General features: G+C 62.1%; 19 protein-coding genes. 9 read left to right on the top strand and 10 right to left on the bottom strand.

Annotation, left to right across the window (positions count from 1 at the left end; genetic code table 11):
- Positions 1-33 precede the first annotated feature (33 nt).
- Entirely contained in the window at positions 34-708 is a 675-nt protein-coding gene (locus tag ACN50D_RS10490; RefSeq protein ID WP_065351620.1) for a DJ-1/PfpI family protein, read from the bottom strand.
- A gap of 205 nt (positions 709-913) precedes the next feature.
- Here ACN50D_RS10490 and ACN50D_RS10495 point away from each other — a divergent pair, with 205 nt between their 5' ends.
- Positions 914-1,858, top strand: coding sequence for a GlxA family transcriptional regulator (locus ACN50D_RS10495; RefSeq protein WP_047889416.1), 945 nt, complete (start codon positions 914-916; stop codon positions 1,856-1,858).
- An 8-nt stretch (positions 1,859-1,866) separates the two neighbouring features.
- On the opposite strand, the gene ACN50D_RS10500 is transcribed toward ACN50D_RS10495, so the two are convergent.
- Both ACN50D_RS10500 and ACN50D_RS10505 read right to left on the bottom strand, forming a co-directional pair.
- Positions 1,867-2,955 (bottom strand): ABC transporter substrate-binding protein, encoded by a 1,089-nt coding sequence (locus ACN50D_RS10500; RefSeq protein WP_307850507.1) that lies wholly within the window; start codon positions 2,953-2,955, stop codon positions 1,867-1,869.
- A gap of 136 nt (positions 2,956-3,091) precedes the next feature.
- A complete protein-coding gene (locus ACN50D_RS10505) occupies positions 3,092-3,763 on the bottom strand; it encodes a DNA alkylation repair protein (RefSeq protein ID WP_285181584.1) in 672 nt (223 codons plus the stop codon).
- 146 nt (positions 3,764-3,909) lie between these two features.
- Here ACN50D_RS10505 and ACN50D_RS10510 point away from each other — a divergent pair, with 146 nt between their 5' ends.
- Positions 3,910-5,256, top strand: a complete 1,347-nt coding sequence (locus tag ACN50D_RS10510; RefSeq protein ID WP_198035674.1) for an APC family permease — start codon at positions 3,910-3,912, stop codon at positions 5,254-5,256.
- Positions 5,257-5,281: 25 nt separating this feature from the next.
- Positions 5,282-5,650 (top strand): hypothetical protein, encoded by a 369-nt coding sequence (locus tag ACN50D_RS10515; protein WP_064113535.1) that lies wholly within the window; start codon positions 5,282-5,284, stop codon positions 5,648-5,650.
- 50 nt (positions 5,651-5,700) lie between these two features.
- Here ACN50D_RS10515 and ACN50D_RS10520 read toward each other — a convergent pair whose 3' ends face one another.
- A complete protein-coding gene (locus ACN50D_RS10520; protein WP_003943023.1) occupies positions 5,701-6,405 on the bottom strand; it encodes an SDR family NAD(P)-dependent oxidoreductase in 705 nt (234 codons plus the stop codon).
- A 108-nt stretch (positions 6,406-6,513) separates the two neighbouring features.
- Complete coding sequence (locus tag ACN50D_RS10525; RefSeq protein ID WP_225320193.1) at positions 6,514-7,848, bottom strand: aminotransferase class I/II-fold pyridoxal phosphate-dependent enzyme; 1,335 nt, start codon at positions 7,846-7,848, stop codon at positions 6,514-6,516.
- Between the two features lie 79 nt (positions 7,849-7,927).
- Between ACN50D_RS10525 and ACN50D_RS10530 the strand changes: the two genes are divergently transcribed.
- Complete coding sequence (locus tag ACN50D_RS10530) at positions 7,928-8,554, top strand: FMN-binding negative transcriptional regulator (RefSeq protein ID WP_030537447.1); 627 nt, start codon at positions 7,928-7,930, stop codon at positions 8,552-8,554.
- Positions 8,555-8,593: 39 nt separating this feature from the next.
- Here the strand turns inward: ACN50D_RS10530 and ACN50D_RS10535 are convergent, their stop codons facing one another.
- Positions 8,594-9,490, bottom strand: a complete 897-nt coding sequence (locus ACN50D_RS10535; RefSeq protein WP_007735622.1) for an SDR family oxidoreductase — start codon at positions 9,488-9,490, stop codon at positions 8,594-8,596.
- Positions 9,491-9,773: 283 nt separating this feature from the next.
- Here ACN50D_RS10535 and ACN50D_RS10540 point away from each other — a divergent pair, with 283 nt between their 5' ends.
- Entirely contained in the window at positions 9,774-10,739 is a 966-nt protein-coding gene (locus ACN50D_RS10540) for a hypothetical protein (protein WP_047272359.1), read from the top strand.
- Between the two features lie 94 nt (positions 10,740-10,833).
- Here ACN50D_RS10540 and ACN50D_RS10545 read toward each other — a convergent pair whose 3' ends face one another.
- On the bottom strand, positions 10,834-11,442 hold the full coding sequence (locus tag ACN50D_RS10545; RefSeq protein ID WP_007735618.1) for a TetR/AcrR family transcriptional regulator: 609 nt from the start codon (positions 11,440-11,442) through the stop codon (positions 10,834-10,836).
- 77 nt (positions 11,443-11,519) lie between these two features.
- Here ACN50D_RS10545 and ACN50D_RS10550 point away from each other — a divergent pair, with 77 nt between their 5' ends.
- Entirely contained in the window at positions 11,520-12,203 is a 684-nt protein-coding gene (locus ACN50D_RS10550) for an SDR family oxidoreductase (protein WP_007735616.1), read from the top strand.
- A gap of 25 nt (positions 12,204-12,228) precedes the next feature.
- On the opposite strand, the gene ACN50D_RS10555 is transcribed toward ACN50D_RS10550, so the two are convergent.
- A complete protein-coding gene (locus ACN50D_RS10555) occupies positions 12,229-12,633 on the bottom strand; it encodes a DUF4259 domain-containing protein (protein ID WP_003942974.1) in 405 nt (134 codons plus the stop codon).
- Between the two features lie 109 nt (positions 12,634-12,742).
- Positions 12,743-13,828, bottom strand: a complete 1,086-nt coding sequence (locus ACN50D_RS10560; RefSeq protein ID WP_211921742.1) for a PQQ-dependent sugar dehydrogenase — start codon at positions 13,826-13,828, stop codon at positions 12,743-12,745.
- 178 nt (positions 13,829-14,006) lie between these two features.
- Here ACN50D_RS10560 and ACN50D_RS10565 point away from each other — a divergent pair, with 178 nt between their 5' ends.
- The gene (locus ACN50D_RS10565; RefSeq protein ID WP_064113732.1) at positions 14,007-15,215 is read left to right on the top strand and encodes an MFS transporter; all 1,209 of its coding nucleotides are present in this window, start codon (positions 14,007-14,009) and stop codon (positions 15,213-15,215) included.
- A gap of 27 nt (positions 15,216-15,242) precedes the next feature.
- Here the strand turns inward: ACN50D_RS10565 and ACN50D_RS10570 are convergent, their stop codons facing one another.
- On the bottom strand, positions 15,243-16,139 hold the full coding sequence (locus ACN50D_RS10570; RefSeq protein ID WP_064113728.1) for a helix-turn-helix transcriptional regulator: 897 nt from the start codon (positions 16,137-16,139) through the stop codon (positions 15,243-15,245).
- A 134-nt stretch (positions 16,140-16,273) separates the two neighbouring features.
- Here ACN50D_RS10570 and ACN50D_RS10575 point away from each other — a divergent pair, with 134 nt between their 5' ends.
- On the top strand, positions 16,274-17,296 hold the full coding sequence (locus tag ACN50D_RS10575; protein WP_030537173.1) for a zinc-dependent alcohol dehydrogenase family protein: 1,023 nt from the start codon (positions 16,274-16,276) through the stop codon (positions 17,294-17,296).
- A gap of 396 nt (positions 17,297-17,692) precedes the next feature.
- Positions 17,693-19,528 carry an acyl-CoA dehydrogenase gene (locus tag ACN50D_RS10580; RefSeq protein ID WP_058227806.1) on the top strand — a complete coding sequence of 612 codons (1,836 nt, stop codon included), beginning with the start codon at positions 17,693-17,695 and terminating at the stop codon, positions 19,526-19,528.
- Positions 19,529-19,541 lie beyond the last annotated feature (13 nt).

The following is a 19,541-nucleotide window of genomic DNA, read 5'->3' on the forward strand; positions in this document are numbered from 1 at the left end:
GGATTTCTCGCGTTTCGGTACGCACAAGCGTATTCACGCAGCGTCCGGGGCGAAGGTGATTACAGGCTCGGCGCCCTTGGCCGACCACACCGTTCCACGACGCTCGTAGTCGAAGAGCGCTTCGACCTCGAGACTTATCCGGGGCCCGAGGCATCGTTCCAACAGGTACAGGCCAAGGTCGAGACCGGATGTCACACCGCCGGCGGTGATCAGGTCACCGTCGTCGACGATTCGCGCCTGGATCGGAATAACGCCGCCGGCCGCCAGTGCGTCCACGGCAAGATGGTGTGTCACGGCGCGGCGCCCTTCGAGAAGCCCCGCCATCGCCAGCGCCAAAGATCCTCCACAGACGGTCGCAACAAGAACACCAGGATCGTCGAGTGCACGCCGCATCATGACAGGCAGTTCGGTTTCCGTTGTGGCCGCGAGTCTTTCCGGCAAACTGGTGCCCGGCTGGTCCGCATCGGGTTCGAAGAGACCCGATGCTCCGGGAACGATGATCAGATCCGCGTGTTCGACATCGAGGGTTGCAGTGGCGGTCATAGCGAGTTCACCACTTCCGCTCAGGACGGTCCCAGGCCCCTCCGCACTGACGAGTTCGACACTCAACGCCCCACCGCTGGCGAGACCCCCGGCGTAGAGCACCTCGTACGGACCCACGACATCCATGGGATCGAATCCGTCGAACAACACGATCTGCGCGTGCACTGCAACCTCCGATTTTGTGCGACGCGCTCCTGTGCACGTCGCTGTTCCCACGACAGTAGGAGGAAGTTGACCTCTATGGCGACGGCTGAAAGCCAACCTTCGACGGATTTCAGCCAACCTCACATATTCTGCGAAATACCAGTTGAGAGGATATTTCACGACACGAGATCACCGAATCTCGCGCGACATACGCTACGTTTCAGACATGCATGACGTTGCAGTTCTCGCGTTGCCCGGGGTGGTGCCGATGGACCTGGCGGCACCCCTCGAAGTCTTCGGACGATGCAGGCTCCCCTCGGGTGCACCGGCGTACCGGACCTCCGTGTGCGCGCTCACCGAGGAGGTGGAGACCGGAACGTTCACGATGCGAGTACCGCACGGACTCTCACGCCTCGCCCAGGCAAGCACGATCATCATCCCGGGCACCGCCGATCTCGATGTGCCGATCGACCCCGAGATCATCGAAGCCCTCAGAACTGCCGCGGATCGCGGCACGCGCATCGCCTCACTGTGCGTCGGCGCATTCACCCTCGCCGACACAGGCCTGCTCGACGGACTTCGCGCGACGACGCACTGGGCGGCTGCGTCGGAGTTGGCCCGCCGGCACCCGGCTATCGACGTCGACGCCGCCGTTCTCTACGTAGACAACGGGCACGTCCTGACTTCCGCCGGCGCCGCGGCCGCACTCGACCTGTGCCTGTACATGGTCCGTCAGGACTACGGGTCCGCGGTCGCCGCCGACACGGCGCGGCTGAGTGTGATGCCGCTCGAACGTGCCGGAGGGCAAGCACAATTCATCGTCCACGAGCCTCCCGTACCCAGCGGGACAACCCTCAGGCCGCTACTGAACTGGATGGAAGAGAACCTCGGGGAGCAACTCGACATCACGACAATCGCGGCCAAGGCAACGATGAGCACTCGCACGCTCAACCGCCGATTCCAGGAACAAATCGGTACGACGCCGTTGCAGTGGCTCCATCACGCACGGCTCCGCCAAGCGCAATTTCTGCTCGAGACTACCGACCACTCGATCGAACGTGTTGCGGGACAGGTCGGATTCAATGCCGTCACGACGTTCCGCGAACGCTTCCGAGACCTGGTCGGTACCAGTCCACAGCGATACCGGACGCAGTTTCGAACTTCCCGCTAGCGGGCCGGTCAGCCCTTGACGTTGCCGGCAGCGGTGTTCAGAACTGTGGCGACGTCGTCGAGGATGTACGGGATGGTCAGGACCGTCAGTCCGCCGAACGCGAAGTTCTTGTCGACGCTGAAGTCCTTGGTGGATGCCGTACGCCCATCGACGATCACCGGCTGAGCTGCCACCAGTGGCTCGGCGAGGAACGCGTTCAGAGAGTCCTTGTCGTAGGCCACCACGAACAGCACGTCAGACGCAATCAGCGGCGCCTGCTCGGTGCTCAGCTCGAAGTACACGGCCTCGGGATCCTTGGCGGGATCGGCCTGCTGGATCGTCGGCTCGTTCTTCAGACCCAGCTGCTCGAGGAACTCGACACGCACGTCGGCGTTCTTACTCACCGCGAAGGTGCTCGGACTGTTCGGGAGTCCGATGGTGACGGTCTTACCTTGCAACGCAGGGTTCTTCGCAGCCGTCGCGCTGATCGCGGCGTTGGTCTTGTCGATGAGCGTGCCGGCCTCGGCCTGTTTACCCAGCGCCTGACCAGCGATGGTCACCTGGTCCTGCCACGACGCGGTCCACGGCTCGTCCTGGAAGGAAACCACCGGCGCGATCTTCGACAGTGCGTCGAATTCCTGCTGAGTGAGCCCGGAGTACGGGGCGAAGATGAGATCTGGTTCAGCCTTGGCGAACTGCTCGACAGGTGCTTCGCCCGTTCCGTCACCCGACAACAAGATCGGCTGCTCGCCACCGAGCTTGTCGAGTGCCTCGGCGTCCCACTTCAGAATGCCCTGCGCGTCGGCCCCGTACTGAGGTCCGGAGAAAGTGGGCATCGCGACCGGGACGACACCGAGCGCCAGGAGGGCGTCCTGATTGGACCATCCCCAGGTTGCGACCCGCCTGGGCTCCTCCTTGATCTCGGCCGTGCCGAGAGCCGACGTGATCGTCACCGGAAACGCGGCATTCGCCGCGGACGAAGTCTCGGTGCCACCACCGTCGTCGTTGCTGCTGCAGGCCGCCATTCCAGTTACGAGGCCGCATGCCGCCAGGACAGCTACCATCCCGCGGACACGGCTGCGCCGCTCCGATGACGCTCGACCCGAAATCCTTGTCACTGAAGCACCTCTCGACCGATTGACCTGCTCAGACACCTCCAGCGGGTGACGACGCCAAACGTAGCACAAAGGTTACCCTTGCCTCAGTTCCAATAGGGTCAAGAACCGCACGCCGGCCCCGCGACAAGCGATCGAGCTACTTTACAGACTGACGCCGCACCATCTCCGAGATCCAGATCGGCGCAAACGGCGAGGTACAGTTCGGCGGAGTCGGGTAATCCTCGAGCACTCGCAGACGCTCACCGATGTCGATTGCGCGGGCCCGGAACTCGGCATGTTCGATCCCGATCTGAGCCAGGCAGTGGTTCATCGCCCATTGCAGGCGATCAGGAGCATCCTTCATCTCCGCCTCGATGACGTCGAGCGATCCTGAAAGATCAAGTCCCTCAGGCTTCTTCGCTACGCGCTCGGTAGTCAGAGCCCACCCGGCGCTAGCGACCACAGGATCAGGGTCAGCGGTCCAGGCCACCCGCAACTCCTCGGCATGCGGGTTCTTCTTCACCACGTAATTGACGAGCCAGTCCTGCACCTTGGGAGTGCGGGCCTCTCGCAACATGACATCCAACTCGTCACGCTCGAACGCCTTCGGGCGGCAGATCAAAAGGGCCAACAATCGCGCCGCGGTATCGCCCGTCGCCCAAAGCTGTTGTGCGAGTTCCTGCTGAGTCTTCAATCGCTTCGCAACAGCGCGCAGTTTTGTGAGGTTCACACCGTGATCGTCACCGTGTTTCTTGTTCACCGCGCGCGCCTTCGGATCCTCGAGCGCAGCCAGCTCGTCCATCACCGCGGCAACCGTCGTTTCAGCCACGTCGTCCTCCAGTCACTACTTCTGCGATTCACCTACAAGCAAAGCACGAGAAGGCGAGCGACCCACGTTTGAAACTTCGACCACTGGGTACATGTCTGCTCCTGAGGTGGCGGCACGTCACCATGAAGACAGGACGAACCTTGCATATGCGACGCGCCGCGGGTGCTGAGAACGTGGACGAAACCGCACGCGGAGATGAAGACGGCGGTAAGAGCGTTCTCACTCGGGCCATAACCGGCCCACTCCTTTTCGTGTTCATCCTCGGAGACGTTCTGGGTGCCGGCATCTACGCATTGGTGGGCGTCATCGCCGGTGAAGTTGGTGGAGCCGTCTGGGTACCACTGCTCGTAGCGCTCGTCATGGCATTGCTGACAGCAACGTCGTATGCCGAACTGGTCACCAAATATCCGCGGGCGGGCGGTGCAGCAGTATTCGCCCAACGGGCGTATCGGAAACCACTGATCTCGTTCCTTGTCGGCTTCTCGATGCTGGCGGCCGGCGTAACCAGTGCGGCGGGACTCGCCCTCGCATTCTCGGGCGACTATCTCAAAGCCTTCATCGACGTCCCAACCGTTCCAGCGGCGCTCGTCTTCCTGCTCCTGGTGGGACTTCTCAATGCCAGAGGCATCAAGGAGTCGATGCGCGCCAACGTCGTCATGACAGTCGTGGAGGTCACCGGGCTCGTCCTCGTTGTCGTCCTCGCTTGCATAGTTCTCGGGCGCGGCGACGGAACCCTGAGCCGCGTCGTGGAGTTCGACGACAGCCGATCGCCTGCACTCGCGGTGCTGGCTGCGGCACTCCTCGCGTACTACTCTTTTGTCGGCTTCGAAACGTCCGCGAACGTCGCCGAAGAAGTGAAGAACGTGAGCAAGGTCTACCCACGCGCACTGTTCGGAGCATTACTGACAGCCGGCGCCGCCTATGTCCTTGTCGGCCTGGCTGTCTCGGTGGTCCTGCCCGCCGACGAACTTGCCGCATCCTCCGGGCCACTGCTGGAAGTTGTGTCAGCTGCCGACGTCGGCGTTCCGCCTCGCCTGTTCAGCCTGATCGCGTTGGTCGCCGTCGCCAACGGCGCACTGCTGACAATGATCATGGCGAGCAGGCTGACATACGGGATGGCATCGGAAGGCTTGCTCCCGAGCGTCTTCGCTCGGGTACTGCCGCAGCGACGGACCCCCTGGGTGGCGATTATCGCGACCACAGCAGTTGCCATGGCTCTCTGCGTCACCGGATCGCTGTCAGCCCTGGCGGAGACGGTGGTACTCCTGCTGCTTTTCGTATTCATCAGCACCAACATCGCCGTCCTGGTTCTGCGCCGTGACGCAGTGCAACACAAACACTTCCGAACGCCGATCATCTTCCCGATCCTCGCTCTCGGTACGTGCGTTGCGTTGCTCACCCAGCAGAGCGCTGCGACGTGGTTACGCGCATCATTACTCTTGGCCGTCGGAGTAGTGCTGTACGCCCTCTCCCACCGCCGATCCACGAAGTGAGGTGCGATGCACAGGAGCCAGTGTGATGACCGACAGTTCTGACGCGTCAGATGTAATTCAGCGTCGAGAGCGAAAGATCAACAGGCGAACCCTGACGTACGGCGTGTCAGTCGTTCTGGCTACCACGGTTTTGGTTATCGCGATCGTGTGGTTGGGCTCCCGGCGGGGCGAATGCTTCGGTACCGACACCTTGCTGTGCTCACAGAAGGATCGCCGACTGGCGGTCTTCGTCCCGAGCCTGATGTTGCTGCTCGGGACCGTGGGCGCGTTCTTGCGAGCCTCCCTGCGATTGCACCGCCTGCGGCGCCTCTACATCCGGCCGTACATGGCGTGGGCCTTGGCGGGCCTCACCCTGACGTATCTGACCGGAGCTTACTTCTTGATCGGGGTTTAGATTCTCTGAATACGTCTGTTCAGCAACCAGATTGAGTCGACAGCCGCAAATCAGAATCGCGGATCGTCGATCGCAGTGAGGACTACTTCCCGCACTGACGTCGAAGACGACAAACTCGAGATCGAGCGCACCGTATCCACAACGTCATGTACCGGGACCAGAGATCCCTCTCCCCTGGCGGCAGCGACGTCTCGGGGCACGTCGAGTCCGTCTTCTGTATTGAGATATCCGAGATGAAGGACAGTCACGGCGAGTCTGTCCTTCCGGTAGCCCTCTCTCAACGCGTCGGCAATGCCGTTGATCGCGAACTTCGATGCACCGAACGCAACCTCCGGCCTACCGCTTCGCGGGAGTCCCGAGGTGGACCCGGTCAAGATGATCCGAGGTCGAGGACGGCCGATCATTCTCGGGATCAGGCGCTTGAGCAGGAGAATTGTGGCCGTGATGTTGGCGTTGATCATTTCGAGCATTTCCATGTCCGATTGTTCTGCGAATGCATAGTCAGTGGTGAAGGCGTCCCCTTCCCAAATCCCGACGTTGCAGATCAGGGTGTCTACACCTCCGACAAGCTCCTGATCGATCGAGTTCGCCGCCGTAACAGGGTCGGTCAGGTCTACTTCGATCCACTCGGAGACGTCGAACCCGTCAGGGCGCCGCCGAGAGATGCCGAGAACTTCGTGGCCGTCGCTCCTCAGTCCCTCGATCAAAGCACGACCGAGACCTCGGCTCGCACCGACAACAACCGCCCTCGCCACAATTACACCCTTCGTCGTCGCTCGAACCGATCCTATCGATCCAGCCGTCGCCGGTAGTTTCGTCGAGAAGCGAGAGAGTCAGATTCGCACCGTAGTGCAGCTGGACAACTACGGGCTCGCCAATATTTCAGCCAGGGCACTGGCGAACTCGCGTGCTTGGTCAGAGGTGATGGTGGAGGCGGTCACACGAAGTGCCCGGTGGCACTGACCCGGCGTCGCCGAGAACTGACTTCCGTCCCGCACGAGCCAGCCAGACTCGGCGAGTCGCTCGACAATCGGTTCGGAATCCCGATCCAGCGGAACCCAGACATTGAGTCCGTCGAAAGTGTCAGGAACCTCGATATCATGTTCTGACAGTGCAGATTTCAGAAGGGTTCGGCGGCGCTCGTAGACAGCGCGAGCATTGGCGAGGCCGTCGATCACCGTCGGATCACTCAGCAGTTCAGCACTCAAGCGCTGCTGCAGGTGACTGACCCAGTTGGCGCCCGACCGGAGATGAGTGCTCAGCCGAATGCCGGTGTCGAGGTCCGAGGCGACCACTGCCACGCGCAGGTCGGGCCCGAGAAATTTCGACACGGAACGAACAAGCGCCCACCGCGTCGTGCTCATCGGAGCGAGCCGACAGTACCGATTGCTGGACACGGCAGAGAAGTGATCGTCCTCGATTACCAGAACGTGAGGGAACTCGGCCAGGATGCTTCCGAGAATCGCCGCTCGGTCGGCGCTCATGCTGACCCCGGTGGGGTTGTGCGCACGAGGGGTGCAAATAATCGCGCGCACACCACTTTCGAGAGCACGCAGCAGCCCTTGCGGGGTAATACCCGAAGTGTCGATGTCCATCGGTACCGCTCGGAAGCTGTTGGCTTTGAGCGTTCCGATGCTCGCCAGGAAGCACGGATCCTCGATCGCGACGGCGTCACCTCGGGTCAAATGAGCGGTCAACAGTCGCTCGACCGCGTCAACGGCACCGTTGGTGATGGTGATCGAGCACGGCCTTAGAACCTCGTCCTCGATCGAGGAACGTGCCCAGGAATCGAGTAGAGGCTCGGTGGCTGCGGCGCCGTACAACCGGGGCGTGTAAGTGGTCCGGTCCAACGAGGCTCTGAGATCAGGCAGCAATGCCGGATCAGGATTTCCGCTGGCGAGATCCACGCTGCCAGGAAGAGCGATACCGCCTTCTCCTTCCAGGAACGGTATGGCTCGCACGAAGCTGCCGCGCCGGCCCTGTGTCTCCACAACTCCCGCCGCCACGAGCAAGCGATAGGCTCCGGCAACTGTGTTCCGGTGAACCTCGAGATCGTCGGCCAAGGCCCGTATGGGCGGCAACGCATCCCCTGGAGCCAGTACCCCAGCACTGATGAGATTGCGGATGCCCTCGGAAATCTCGCCCGCTGTCCCGCGGACGACATAGAGCCTCACCTGGTCCGCCACAGTGCTGGTCACAGGCTCACTCTATTAGCACATGACAAAACCTCCACGCTGTGACACATTGTCACATGACAAAAAATCTGTGAGGAGACACATGATTCTGCCCGGACAATTCCGCCTCTCCGACGACGCGGTCGCCGACTCTCTCCACGCCGGTGGATTCGGACACCTGGTCACACCGGGCCCCGAGACCCTCGAAGTCACGTCGATGCCACTGCTGTACAACGCCGAAGGAAACGTGTTGGAGGGGCATCTCGCCCGGACGAATCCGCATTGGCGATACACCGGGACATCGGAGTCTCTAGTGATCCTCCCCGGCGCCGACGCCTACGTGAGCCCCGAGTTCTACCCGAGCAAGAGCGTCCACGGGAAGGTCGTCCCGACGTGGAACTACGAAGTTCTCTACGTCTACGGCCAACTGGTTGCGCACGACGACGAGCAGTGGCTGCGTGCGCACGTCACCGCACTGACAGCTCGACATGAATCCGGCCGTGAGAACGAATGGAAGGTCACCGACGCGCCGCCGCAGTTCGTCGATGCGCAGCTGCGAGGGATTGTGGGGATCGAACTGCACGTGGCCCGTGTCTACGGAAAAGCGAAGTTGAATCAAAACCGTTCCCCCGCTGATCGCTCCGGCGTCATCCGGGGTCTGGAGAAGGGCTCATTCTCCGAACGAGAGACCGCCGCAGCGATGGTCGCCGCGGGCCTCGACAACGGTTGACCGTTACGCCGTCGTCGTACGCCTTGTCTAGTCGCACATTCAGGTGAGCGGTTTTCCACCCGTCACGCCGATGACTTCCCCAGTGGTGTAACTGGATTCGCCAGAGGCGAGAAATACATAGGCGGGAGCAAGCTCGGCCGGCTGACCTGCCCGCCCGAGCGGAACGTCGTCCCCGAACGTCTCGAACTTCTCCTTGGGCATCGTCGCCGGAATCAGTGGCGTCCAAATCGGTCCAGGTGCAACGGCATTGACCCTGATTCCCTTCCGTGCGACATCGGCGGCCAGCCCCTTGGTGAAGTCGATGATGCCCGCCTTTGTCGTGGCGTAATCGAGCAGCTCGGGCGACGGGGACGCACCTTGGATGGACGAGGTATTCACGATCGTCGATCCGGGCTCCATCTGCGCGATCGCTGCTTTGGAGAGCCAGAATAGTGCGTAGAGGTTGGTTTTCATCACACGGTCGAATTGTTCGGTGGTGATATCGGCGATGCCGCCCATCTGCACCATCTGAAACGCGGCGTTGTTCACCAAGATGTCCAGTCCGCCGAGTTCACGCACCGCGGTTTCGACCAAAGCAGAACAGTGTTCCTCGCTTCGGAGATCTCCCGGCACCGAGACGGCTTTGCGACCTGCCTCCTCGACCCAGCGAGCGGTTTCCCGAGCGTCCTGTTCTTCCTCGTCGAGATAACTCAGGACAACGTCCGCGCCTTCTCTGGCAAATGCAATCGCGACCGCACGTCCGATGCCCGAATCTGCTCCGGTGACAATCGCACGCCTTCCTTCGAGTCGACCGCTCCCTCGATAGGTGTTTTCACCGTGGTCGGGAGGAGAAATCATGTCTGCGGTGAGACCGGGGTGTGCGATCTCCGCCTGCCGCTCACGCACAGGAGCGGGGAACCGCGTGGTCGGGTCCTGCATTGCGTACTGGTCCGGCATATCGATACTCCTCAGGTGACGCAGTTTCTCGTGGGCTTCTGGATGGATGCACTGCACATGCCTCCTTCCCGCCGAATAGAAATCGAAACCTCGGGGTGGCCGGGATCTCACTCGTCCTGGCGCCGACGATCTCGGTGCGTCGACCCCACTTGTTCGTTGTGGTTACTACGCGGTAGGTCGGGGTAGCCCGCGTAGCGGCGGTGGCTCCGCGACCCGCGGAGCACTCGTCGAGCAGAAGCTGAACATCACGTAAAGCACGCACCGACGAAGGGACGACCCCGATATGAGCAACTCCGAAACCACGTCCGCCTTGATCACCCAGTTACGCATCCTCCTCGGTCTGACGCACACCGAGATCCAGGTCGCCGAAACGCGCGTCGCACAGGCCAGAACCGAGGCTGTTCGACGCGAATTGACGGAAAACGCAGAGAACGGCCGTGAAAGGGCGAGTTCCATAGAGTCCACTGTTCGCGATCTGGGGGGCGTGCCGGAATTGGTCGGTCCGTTCCTCGGACGCGCGACAGCCGGAGTGAAAGCGATGGTCGAACAGGCTCAGCCCTTCGACGAAGCGGTATTGGGAGACCTTGCGCTCGAACATCAACTCCTCGACCGCTCCCGCTACCTCAAGGCCCTGGCCACTGCCGGCGGCGATCAGACCGTCGCGGCGTTGGCCGACCGCCTCATCGCTGCACACTCCGCGACCGTGGACTGGCTCACGACTGTCTTGGCCGAAGAGGCACTCGGTGGACCGGCAGCTTTGCGCCGCACACCGATGCAAGCTGCCACCGGCGCGGCGATACGGCTGGTCAACGTTCCGGTCTCCTGGTCCACCCGCAGTCTCGACCGTGCCATCGACGCTGTTCGCACCTCACCGCCGGTACTGGGTGAGCTGATCAGCTGGGGCGCATATGCCGGTGACGTGACTGTGAAAACACTCTCGGCCAGTAGGGATGCGGCCATCGCCACGGCTGAGAAGGTCACTCGCCGAGAAGGTGCTGACGGTGCCGCCGACGTCTTCCGTTCGGTACGGAAGTCGAGTGGGCTACTCGACCCCACTGAACTTCCCATCGAAGACTTCGACGAACTCAACGTCACCCAAGCCGTCTCCGCCGTGAAGGAACTGACCGACGCCGCACAGGTGCGGGACATCGTTGCGTACGAGGAAGCGCACAAGAACCGACACGGCGTCGTATCCGCTGCCCAGGCAAGACTCGCAGCGATCGCCCAGGAAGTCGTCGGAATCAACTAGAGCGTTCAATCGACATATCGAGAGTCCGACTCTCGGAACCGCGAGCACTGGACCTCGTGAAAGCGGGATTCGCGGCCAGGGGCACCCGAGACCGTCAAGAAGATGACAGCGGCTCTCGAAGCCCTCTGATCAGTTCGACGCGCGCGGAATCGAGAATTTCCTCGGAGAGCGGGGAACCCTTGGTAGCTCGCGAAAGAACCAGTGCACCGAGCATGGTGGAGAGCCGGAGGAGACCGACAGCTTCGTCGTCGGCAAGAGCTGCGGCAAAATCCCCCACTCCCTCCGTGTAAACCCGACGGGCCTCGCTGTCTGCAGGCTCGCGCGCCATGTCGGCGGCGAGCGCAGCAGCGGGGCATCCGTCTGCCGGGTTGTCGCGATGCGCCACCGAGAGATAGGTATCGATCAAAGCTTTTCGGGCGGAGTCACGTTGCCCTGCATGCTCTTCGAGTCCCGCAGAATGCAGCTGAGCCAGTTCCTTGAAGGCGTGGGTGGTCGCTTCGTCGATGAGAGCGTCCTTGGACGCGAACTGCTTGTAGAAGCCACCGTGGGTCAGCCCCGACGCCTTCATCAGGTCGGCGACGCTGAGGTGAGTGCCCTTCTCTCGGAACAGTCGGGCTGCGGTTTCCACGACGCGCCGACGGTTCTCTTCCGCTTGTTGCTGCGATACGCGGCCCATCACAACGCCTTCCAGTTTGGATTTCACTTGACATCTATCCTAGCCGACACTTAGATTTGATTCATAATCTAAACGTCACGAGCAATCACAACTCTGGGAGAATCATGGACCTGAACAAGACGGTTGCGGTCGTCACAGGAGCCAATCGCGGGCTCGGACGCCATCTGGCTGCGGGACTCGTCGAGCGCGGCGCAAAGGTGTACGCGGCTGCGCGCAATCCGGAAACTGTCGATCTACCCGGCGTCATCCCCCTGAGGTTGGACGTGACGGACGCCGAATCGATAACCGCCGCCGCGCAAATCGCATCGGATGTGACCTTGCTGGTCAACAACGCAGGTATCTCTACCTCGGCGCCCTTGATCGGGGGCGACATCGATGACATTCGACGAGAGATGGACGTCAACTTCTACGGCCCGCTCGCCGTGACCCGGGCGTTTGCTCCCGTCATCGAAAACAACGACGGCGGAACAATACTCAACGTTCTGTCGGTGCTGTCCTGGTTCCATCCAGCCGCGCTCGGGTCTTACGCGTCGTCGAAGGCAGCGGCCTGGGCGATGACCGACGCCGTTCGAGAAGAACTTGCGCCGCGCAAAATCTCCGTATCGGCACTGCATGTCGCATACATGGATACCGACATGGCCGCTGGCGTACCCGCCGAACAGAAGATCGATCCTGCCGACGTCGCCGCGCAAGCACTGGACGGTATCGAAAGCGGGCTCGCCGAGATCCTCGCTGACGACACCACCCGGTACGTCAAGGGGAGTCTGTCCTCGTCGAACTCCGAGTAAGCAAGGGACTGCAGACGAGTGACGCTTACCCCACCGTTTTGAGGCTGGCCAATCTGCTCAGGATCGGTGCCCGCCAAGCTGCGAGGTCTTCCGGACCGTTCTCTTCCCACAACTCGTACAACTCCGAAGTGTCGCTGTCGGAAACTGCACGCTCGAGTGCGGAGAGGACCCAACTCTTCTGCTCCGGGCTCAAGGTGCTGACGTACCCGGCGGCGTCAATTCCATCCAGCTGCACAGGCTTCGGCGCAACGCCGTGCGCAACCGCAAGAATCTCGGCGACGGCGATTGCTGTTTGAGCATCATCGGCATCGAGATAACCGCCATCGGGGTGGCTAGCGTAATCGTCGATGTCGTAGTCACCCGCCTGTACTGCGCTGAGCAGGTCGCCCGCTACGTCGTTGTCGAAAGGTCCTGAACCCCAAGTCCCCATGCTGTCTCTCCGATCCGTACCCGGCGCACCTGTCGTAAAGATATTAGTGAATCACAGGCTTCGGCCAGGACCCTCGGGCTGGAAGTACTGCGTTCGCCGGAAATCGACATCAGCGCAACGGCACGCGAAGGATGCGGTCATCACCGGGGTTGGGGTCGCCACGACCGTCGGTGTTGTTCGTCAGTATCCACAGCGACCCGTCCGGTGCGACTACAACATCACGGAGGCGCCCGTATTCGTCGACGAATTGCTCGTCGGCGGTCGCGGGATCGGTCAAGGGCACCGTGCGGAGTCGCTCACCACGAAGATTGGCGATGTAGATCGTGCCGTCGTGGATGGCGATTCCGCTGGGACTGGCATCGTCAGGTGACCATTGTTGGAGCGGGTCGATGAATCCGTCTTCACCCGCAATCCCTTCGACCTCGGGCCACCCGTAGTTTCCGCCTGCTTCGATCTTGTTGAGCTCGTCCCAGGTGTCCTGCCCGAACTCGCTGGCGTACATCGTGCCGTCCTCGGTCCAGGCAATACCCTGGGAGTTGCGGTGGCCGTAGCTGTAGACGAACGAGTTAGGAAACGGATTATCTAGCGGCACATCACCATCCGGAGTCATGCGCAGAATTTTCCCGGACATCGAGTCGAGGTCCTGAGCTCTGTCTCGACTACCGGCATCACCGACAGTGGCATACAGCATCCCGTCCGGGCCGAACGCGATGCGACCACCGTTGTGGTAGTTGGCCGAAGCGAGCCCGTCGAGAATCGTCTCGGCCGGCCCGAGCGCGAATTCCCCCGGAGCACCGATGATGTCGAAGCGTTCGATCCGGTTCTCCCCGTTCGCGGTGAAGTACGCGTACAGGCGGTTTTCACGTACTGCGATCCCTAGTAAACCGCCCTCACCCCTGGGGCTGACGCCGTCGACGACTCCCACCTCGCGGCTGTTTCCGCCGGCGTCGAGTTCGAGGATTCGCGCGCTGTCGCGCTCACTGACTAGTGGTGTATCGCCGTGGAATGCGATCGACCAGGGCGCGTCCAAGCCGTCGGCGACGGTCTCGGGTTCACCGAAGGCCGCGGCGGGCGCCGATCGTGTTGTCGTGCTTGCCTGTGGACCGGGCCCCTCAGCGTCCTCGGTACTGCAAGCAGTCATCAAGGCCGAGACAAGCACGGCGGCGCCGAGCCCCCGGATCTGTCGTCGTGTCATGGGCGCGCCTCCCGGGTTCAGGCAGTCTTTGCGCCGACGGTAGCGCGCAATCGGCCACACCGGGAGTCCCTTCGAGTACCCCCAACGACCGGGACTCCCTCGCAGGCGACGGGCGTGATGCCCTGGACGGGTGCGCCACGACATGCGCGTCGTCAACAGAAAGAGAACTGACCACCTCATGATTTCCGCCCCGACCGTCGAAGAAACCGGCCGCCTGCCGCTCGTGATCTACGTGCTGGCCGTCGGAGTTTTCTTGATGGGCACAACCGAATTCGTCGTCGCCGGCATTCTTCCCGAGATTGCGGGTGACCTCGGGACGTCGATCGCGAACGTCGGCTTGATGATCACCGTCTTCGCGATCGGGATGATCGTCGGCACGCCGGCGATGGCGATCTTGACACTCAGGGTTCCCCAACGCGTGACCTTGAGCTCGGCTCTGATTGTTTTCGCGATCGGACACGTCATCGTCGCGCTCTCGTCCAACTTCGGACTCATTCTCGGCGCCCGCTTCCTCACAGCCGTGGCGACGGGCGCATTCTGGGCAGTCGCCGCAGTGGTCGGAGCAAAAGCGGCCGGCCCGGCGTCTTCCTCGCGCGCGCTCGGCATCGTCTTGGGCGGAGGCATGCTCGCGAACGTCATCGGTGTTCCGCTCGGCGCTCTGGCCGGTCAGACCATCGGGTGGCGTGGTCCTTTCTGGGCCCTCGCCGCCCTCGCACTCGTTGCCGCGGCCGTCGTCCACCGATTGGTACCCGCCGACACCGACTCCGGTGCGGTGCCGTCCTGGCGAGCGGAGATCGCGAGCCTACGGGACGGACGCATCTGGCTCGTTCTGTTCGGTTGCGCCGTCGTGTGCGGGTCGTCGCTGGCGGCGTACAGCTTCATCTCTCCGCTGTTGACCGAGAACACGGGACTTGCTGCGTCGGCAGTGCCGCTAGTGCTTGTCGGCTACGGACTCGGTGCGTTCGTCGGCTCCAATCTCGGCGGTCGACTCGGTGCGAAGCATCAGTACGGCGTCTTGTTCGTCTCGGCAGCGATGACGTTTCTCGTACTCGGGGCGCTCTGCCTCTTCTCGCAGAACGTGATCGTGACGGTGATTCTCGTAGTCATGCTGGGACTGTTCGGCATGTCGACCAATCCCATCCTGATCGGGATGGCTGTGCGTTATGCCGATCAGGCGCCGACGATGGCTTCTGCCCTCAGCACCTCGTCATTCAATCTGGGCACGGCGGTCGGCTCCTGGATCGCCGGGTTCGCGTTCGCCTCGAGTCTCGGTGCCACTGGGCCGGTGTTGGTAGGCACCGGCGTTGCCGCTCTCTACTTTCTGCCGCTGATGATCCTGTTGCGCAATGAACGCACGAAGCGCACCGCCGTCGAAGTCGTCAACTGACGACCCGATCAACCGTCGCGCAGTTCGTCAGCCGTCCGTCAGCGACCGCTCCGACACGTGAGGCGCAGAGTCCGCATCCTCACTGGCTGCCAACGAGGCGAGTAGCTGCATCCGTTCCGCGGACGGCGATCCCGGCTCCGCGGTGTAGATCGTGAGTGTCAACCCTGGCTCGGCGGCCATCTCCAAACCTTCGAAGGCAAGCGTCAGCTCGCCCACGGCGGAGTGGTGAAAAGTCTTGAATCCGGTGCCGTGATGGCGGACGTCGTGCGCGCCCCACCGACGCCGGAATTCCTCACTCCGAGTGCTGAGTTCACCGATCAGATCGTGCAATTCCTTGTTGTGAGGATCTCGCCCAGCCTCGGTTCGCAGAATCGAGACGGTCACCTCGGCAAACTCGTTCCAGTCCGGATAAAACTCGAAAGCCCTATCGTCGAGGAACGTGAAGCGCGCGATGTTCGGGGGCTGCCCCGGCATGTCGTACAGGTCCTTGTAAAACGCACGCGCGAGTGGGTTGACAGCAAGAAGATCCATGCGACCGTTCCGCACGAAAGCGGGTCCCGCGGTGACTGCATCGAGCGCCCACTGCAGGCTCTGATGGGGCTTCCAGCCCTTCGCATTTCGCCGACGCGGGGGCCTGGCTACCGGGCTTGCCGCGTGCGCGAGATCAAAAAGGTGGGCGCGCTCGGCGTCGTCGAGTCGTAAGGCCTTCGCGATACTGTCGAGTACACCCGGCGATGCGCCGCTGATCGCTCCGCGCTCGAGCCTCGTGTAGTACTCGACGCTCACGCCGGCGAGGGTTGCCACTTCACTTCGACGTAGACCGTCCACGCGGCGGTTCGATCCGGCCGGAAGTCCAACTTGTTCGGGCGTGACTCGGGCGCGCCGCGAGGTCAGGAATTCGCGTACTTGCGCTCGATCGTCCATGCCATCGAGCCTAAGTCAGTGACCGGTAGCGAGGGAGTCCCTCGCAGTACCACTATCGCGTGGGACTCCCGCACGCCGCCAAATCATGATCAGGTTGAAGTGACACGAGAAAACCGATGGTGAGGAGTCACGTCATGCGCGCTGTCGTCATGCATGCCCCCGGCGACGTCCGGGTCGAAGAGATCGAAGCGCCGGTGATCGTCGAACCGACCGACGCGATCATTCGCGTTACAGCCACCTGCGTCTGCGGTTCCGACCTCTGGCCGTACCGCGGCATCGAAGAGCTGAATGGCCCGACGCCGATGGGACACGAATACGTGGGCGTCGTCGAACAGGTCGGCCCCGACGTCAACGACATCGAAGTTGGGGACTTCGTCGTGGGCTCGTTCGTCGCGTCGGACAACACCTGCGAAATCTGCGAGGCCGGCTTTCAGTCTCGCTGTATCCACCAGGTCATGATGGGCTCGGTCGGCACCCAATCCGAATACGCTCGCATCCCGCTCGCGGACGGCACCCTCGTCCCTGTCCACGGAGAGCCGACCGAGCGGCAGGCCCGCAGCCTCCTTGCAGCCTCCGACGTACTCGGCACCGGTTGGTTCGCCGCCGTAGCTGCGGAAGCCGGACCTGGCAAAACGGTCGCCGTCGTCGGCGACGGCGCAGTCGGACTTTTGGCGATCCTCGCTGCCAGACAACTCGGCGCCGAGCGGATCATTGCCATGTCACGTCACGCCGACCGGCAGGCACTCGCCACACAATTCGGCGCCACCGACATCGTCGAAGAGCGGGGCGACGCGGGCATCGCGAAGATCAAGGAACTCACCGGCGGCTACGGCGCCCACTCGACCGTCGAAGCCGTAGGTACCCAAGAATCGATGATGCAGGCTATCGGAGCTACCCGCCCCGGCGGACATGTCGGCTACGTCGGGGTATCCCACGGCGTCGAACTCGACGGCATGAACCTGTTCTTCGCGACGGTGAGCCTGCTCGGCGGTCCCGCGCCGGTCAGGCGATTCCTACCCGAACTGATCGAGCTCATCATGACCGACCAGATCGACCCAGGTATCGTCTTCGACCTCACTCTCCCGTTGGAGGACGCCGCCGCAGGCTACCGGGCGATGGACGAGCGGCGCGCCACCAAAGTGCTACTCACCCTCTGACCGATACCAAAGGCTCACGAAACAGAACTGGCTCTACGCGCCGGTCGAGGAACGTCTCGGCTACCAACGAGAGGCGCTCTTGGTCTACCGATCAGCATGTTCACTGATCACACCGAATGCGTATGATGCCGAAGGTGAGGACGGGCACTTCAATTGGTGCGCAGCTGCTTTGATCGTAGAGGATGCTACGCGACTGATATGCGCCCCCACCAGCGGAAACCGATTGTACGAGTGAATGTTTCATTGAGAGCGACTCGGCGCTACTTTGTAGCAACGGCACTCGTCTCTACCTACGGTTGCGTACTGAATTCCTTGTGGGGCAGGCTTTCTTGTGTACTGCTGACGAGCCGTATCTGCTGACGAATCGTATTGCTGACGAACCAAGGTCGGAGAACAATGGGTCACTACAAAAGCAACGTGCGTGATATCGAGTTCAATCTGTTCGAGGTACTCGGGATCGGCGAACTGTTGGATGTCGGCGCTTACGGGGACCTCGACACCGACACTGTGCGCAACATTCTTGCGGAAGTAGCGAGACTGGCAGAAGGCCCGGTCGCCGCGTCCTTCGCCGACGCGGATCGGAACCCTGTCGAATTCGACGCACCCAATCACGCAGTTGTGGTCCCGGAACCTCTGCGCAAGACGGTCGAGGCGGTGAACGAGGCCGGTTGGTCGCGACTCGGCCTACCAGAAGGCATGGGTGGTGTTCCTGCTCCTGCACCGTTGGTCTGGGCGATCGGCGAAATGTTGGTCGCGGCAAACGGATCCGCAAGCTTTTTCAACATGGGTCCACTGATGGCGAGCGTGCTCTACACCATCGGAAACGAACAGCAAAAACACTGGGCCAAAGAAGGATTCGAGCGCGGATGGGCCGGAACGATGGTGCTCACCGAACCAGACGCCGGATCCGATGTAGGCGCAGGCCGAACAAAGGCAATCGCGCAGGACGACGGCACCTGGCACATCGAGGGCGTCAAGCGGTTCATCTCCGGTGGCGACGTCGGAGACACGGCCGAGAACCTCTTCCACTTGGTGCTTGCCCGGCCCGAGGGCGCCGGTCCAGGAACCAAAGGTTTGAGCCTATTCTACGTTCCGAAGTCCCATTTCAACTCGGACACACTTGAACTGGGAGAGCGCAACGGCGTGTACGTCACCGGCGTCGAGCACAAGATGGGTCTCAAGTCTTCCCCAACTTGTGAGCTCACCTTCGGAGCGACGGACGTTCCTGCCGTCGGCTGGCTCGTGGGTGATGTCCACAACGGTATCGCCCAGATGTTCCAGGTCATCGAGAACGCTCGAATGATGGTGGGCACCAAGGCTACCGGAACACTGTCCACCGGTTATCTCAACGCCCTCGAGTACGCGAAAGAACGAATTCAAGGTGCAGACCTTACCGAGCTGACAAACAAGACCGCGCCCCGTGTGGCCATTACGCACCACCCCGACGTCCGACGCAGCCTGGCGATGCAGAAGGCCTACGCCGAAGGCCTCCGAGCGGTCTACCTCTACACCGCTGCACACCAGAATGCCGATGTCGCCGAGTTGGTTTCGGGGGCGGATGCCGAACTGGCGGCGCGGGTCAACGATCTGCTGCTGCCGATCGTCAAGGGCGTCGGTTCCGAAAAGGCCTACGAACTGCTCACCGAGAGCCTGCAGACCCTGGGCGGCTCCGGTTATCTTCAGGACTACCCCATCGAGCAGTACATCCGCGATGCCAAGATCGACACCCTGTACGAGGGCACCACGGCAATCCAGGCGCAGGACTTCTTCTTTCGGAAGATCGCACGCGACCGCGGCGTTGCACTCGCTCACGTAGCCGGTCGCATACGAGAGTTCATCGACAGTGAGGCCGGGAACGGTCGACTCAAGGCCGAGCGAGTCCTGCTCGAGATCGCCTTGACCGACGTGCAGGAGATGGCCGGGACGCTCACCGGGTATCTGATGGCTTCCCAGGACCAACCCTCCGAGTTGTACAAGATAGGCCTCGGCTCGGTGCGCTTTCTGTACGCGGTAGGCGACCTGCTCATCGGATGGCGCCTGTTGGTGCAAGCGGAAGTCGCGTTGGCAGCCTTGGACCGTGACGCGTCGGCAAAGGACCGGTCGTTCTATCGGGGCAAGGTGGTGATCGCGTCGTACTTCGCCAAGAACATCCTGCCCGTCCTGGCGTCGACCAAAGAAATCCTGGGTTCCCTCGACAACGAGATCATGGAACTCGAGGAAGACGCATTCTGACAACGTGCCACGC

The organism is Rhodococcus sp. SB1D (assembly GCF_048573875.1).
Classification (GTDB): Bacteria; Actinomycetota; Actinomycetes; order Mycobacteriales; family Mycobacteriaceae; genus Rhodococcus_F; species Rhodococcus_F qingshengii.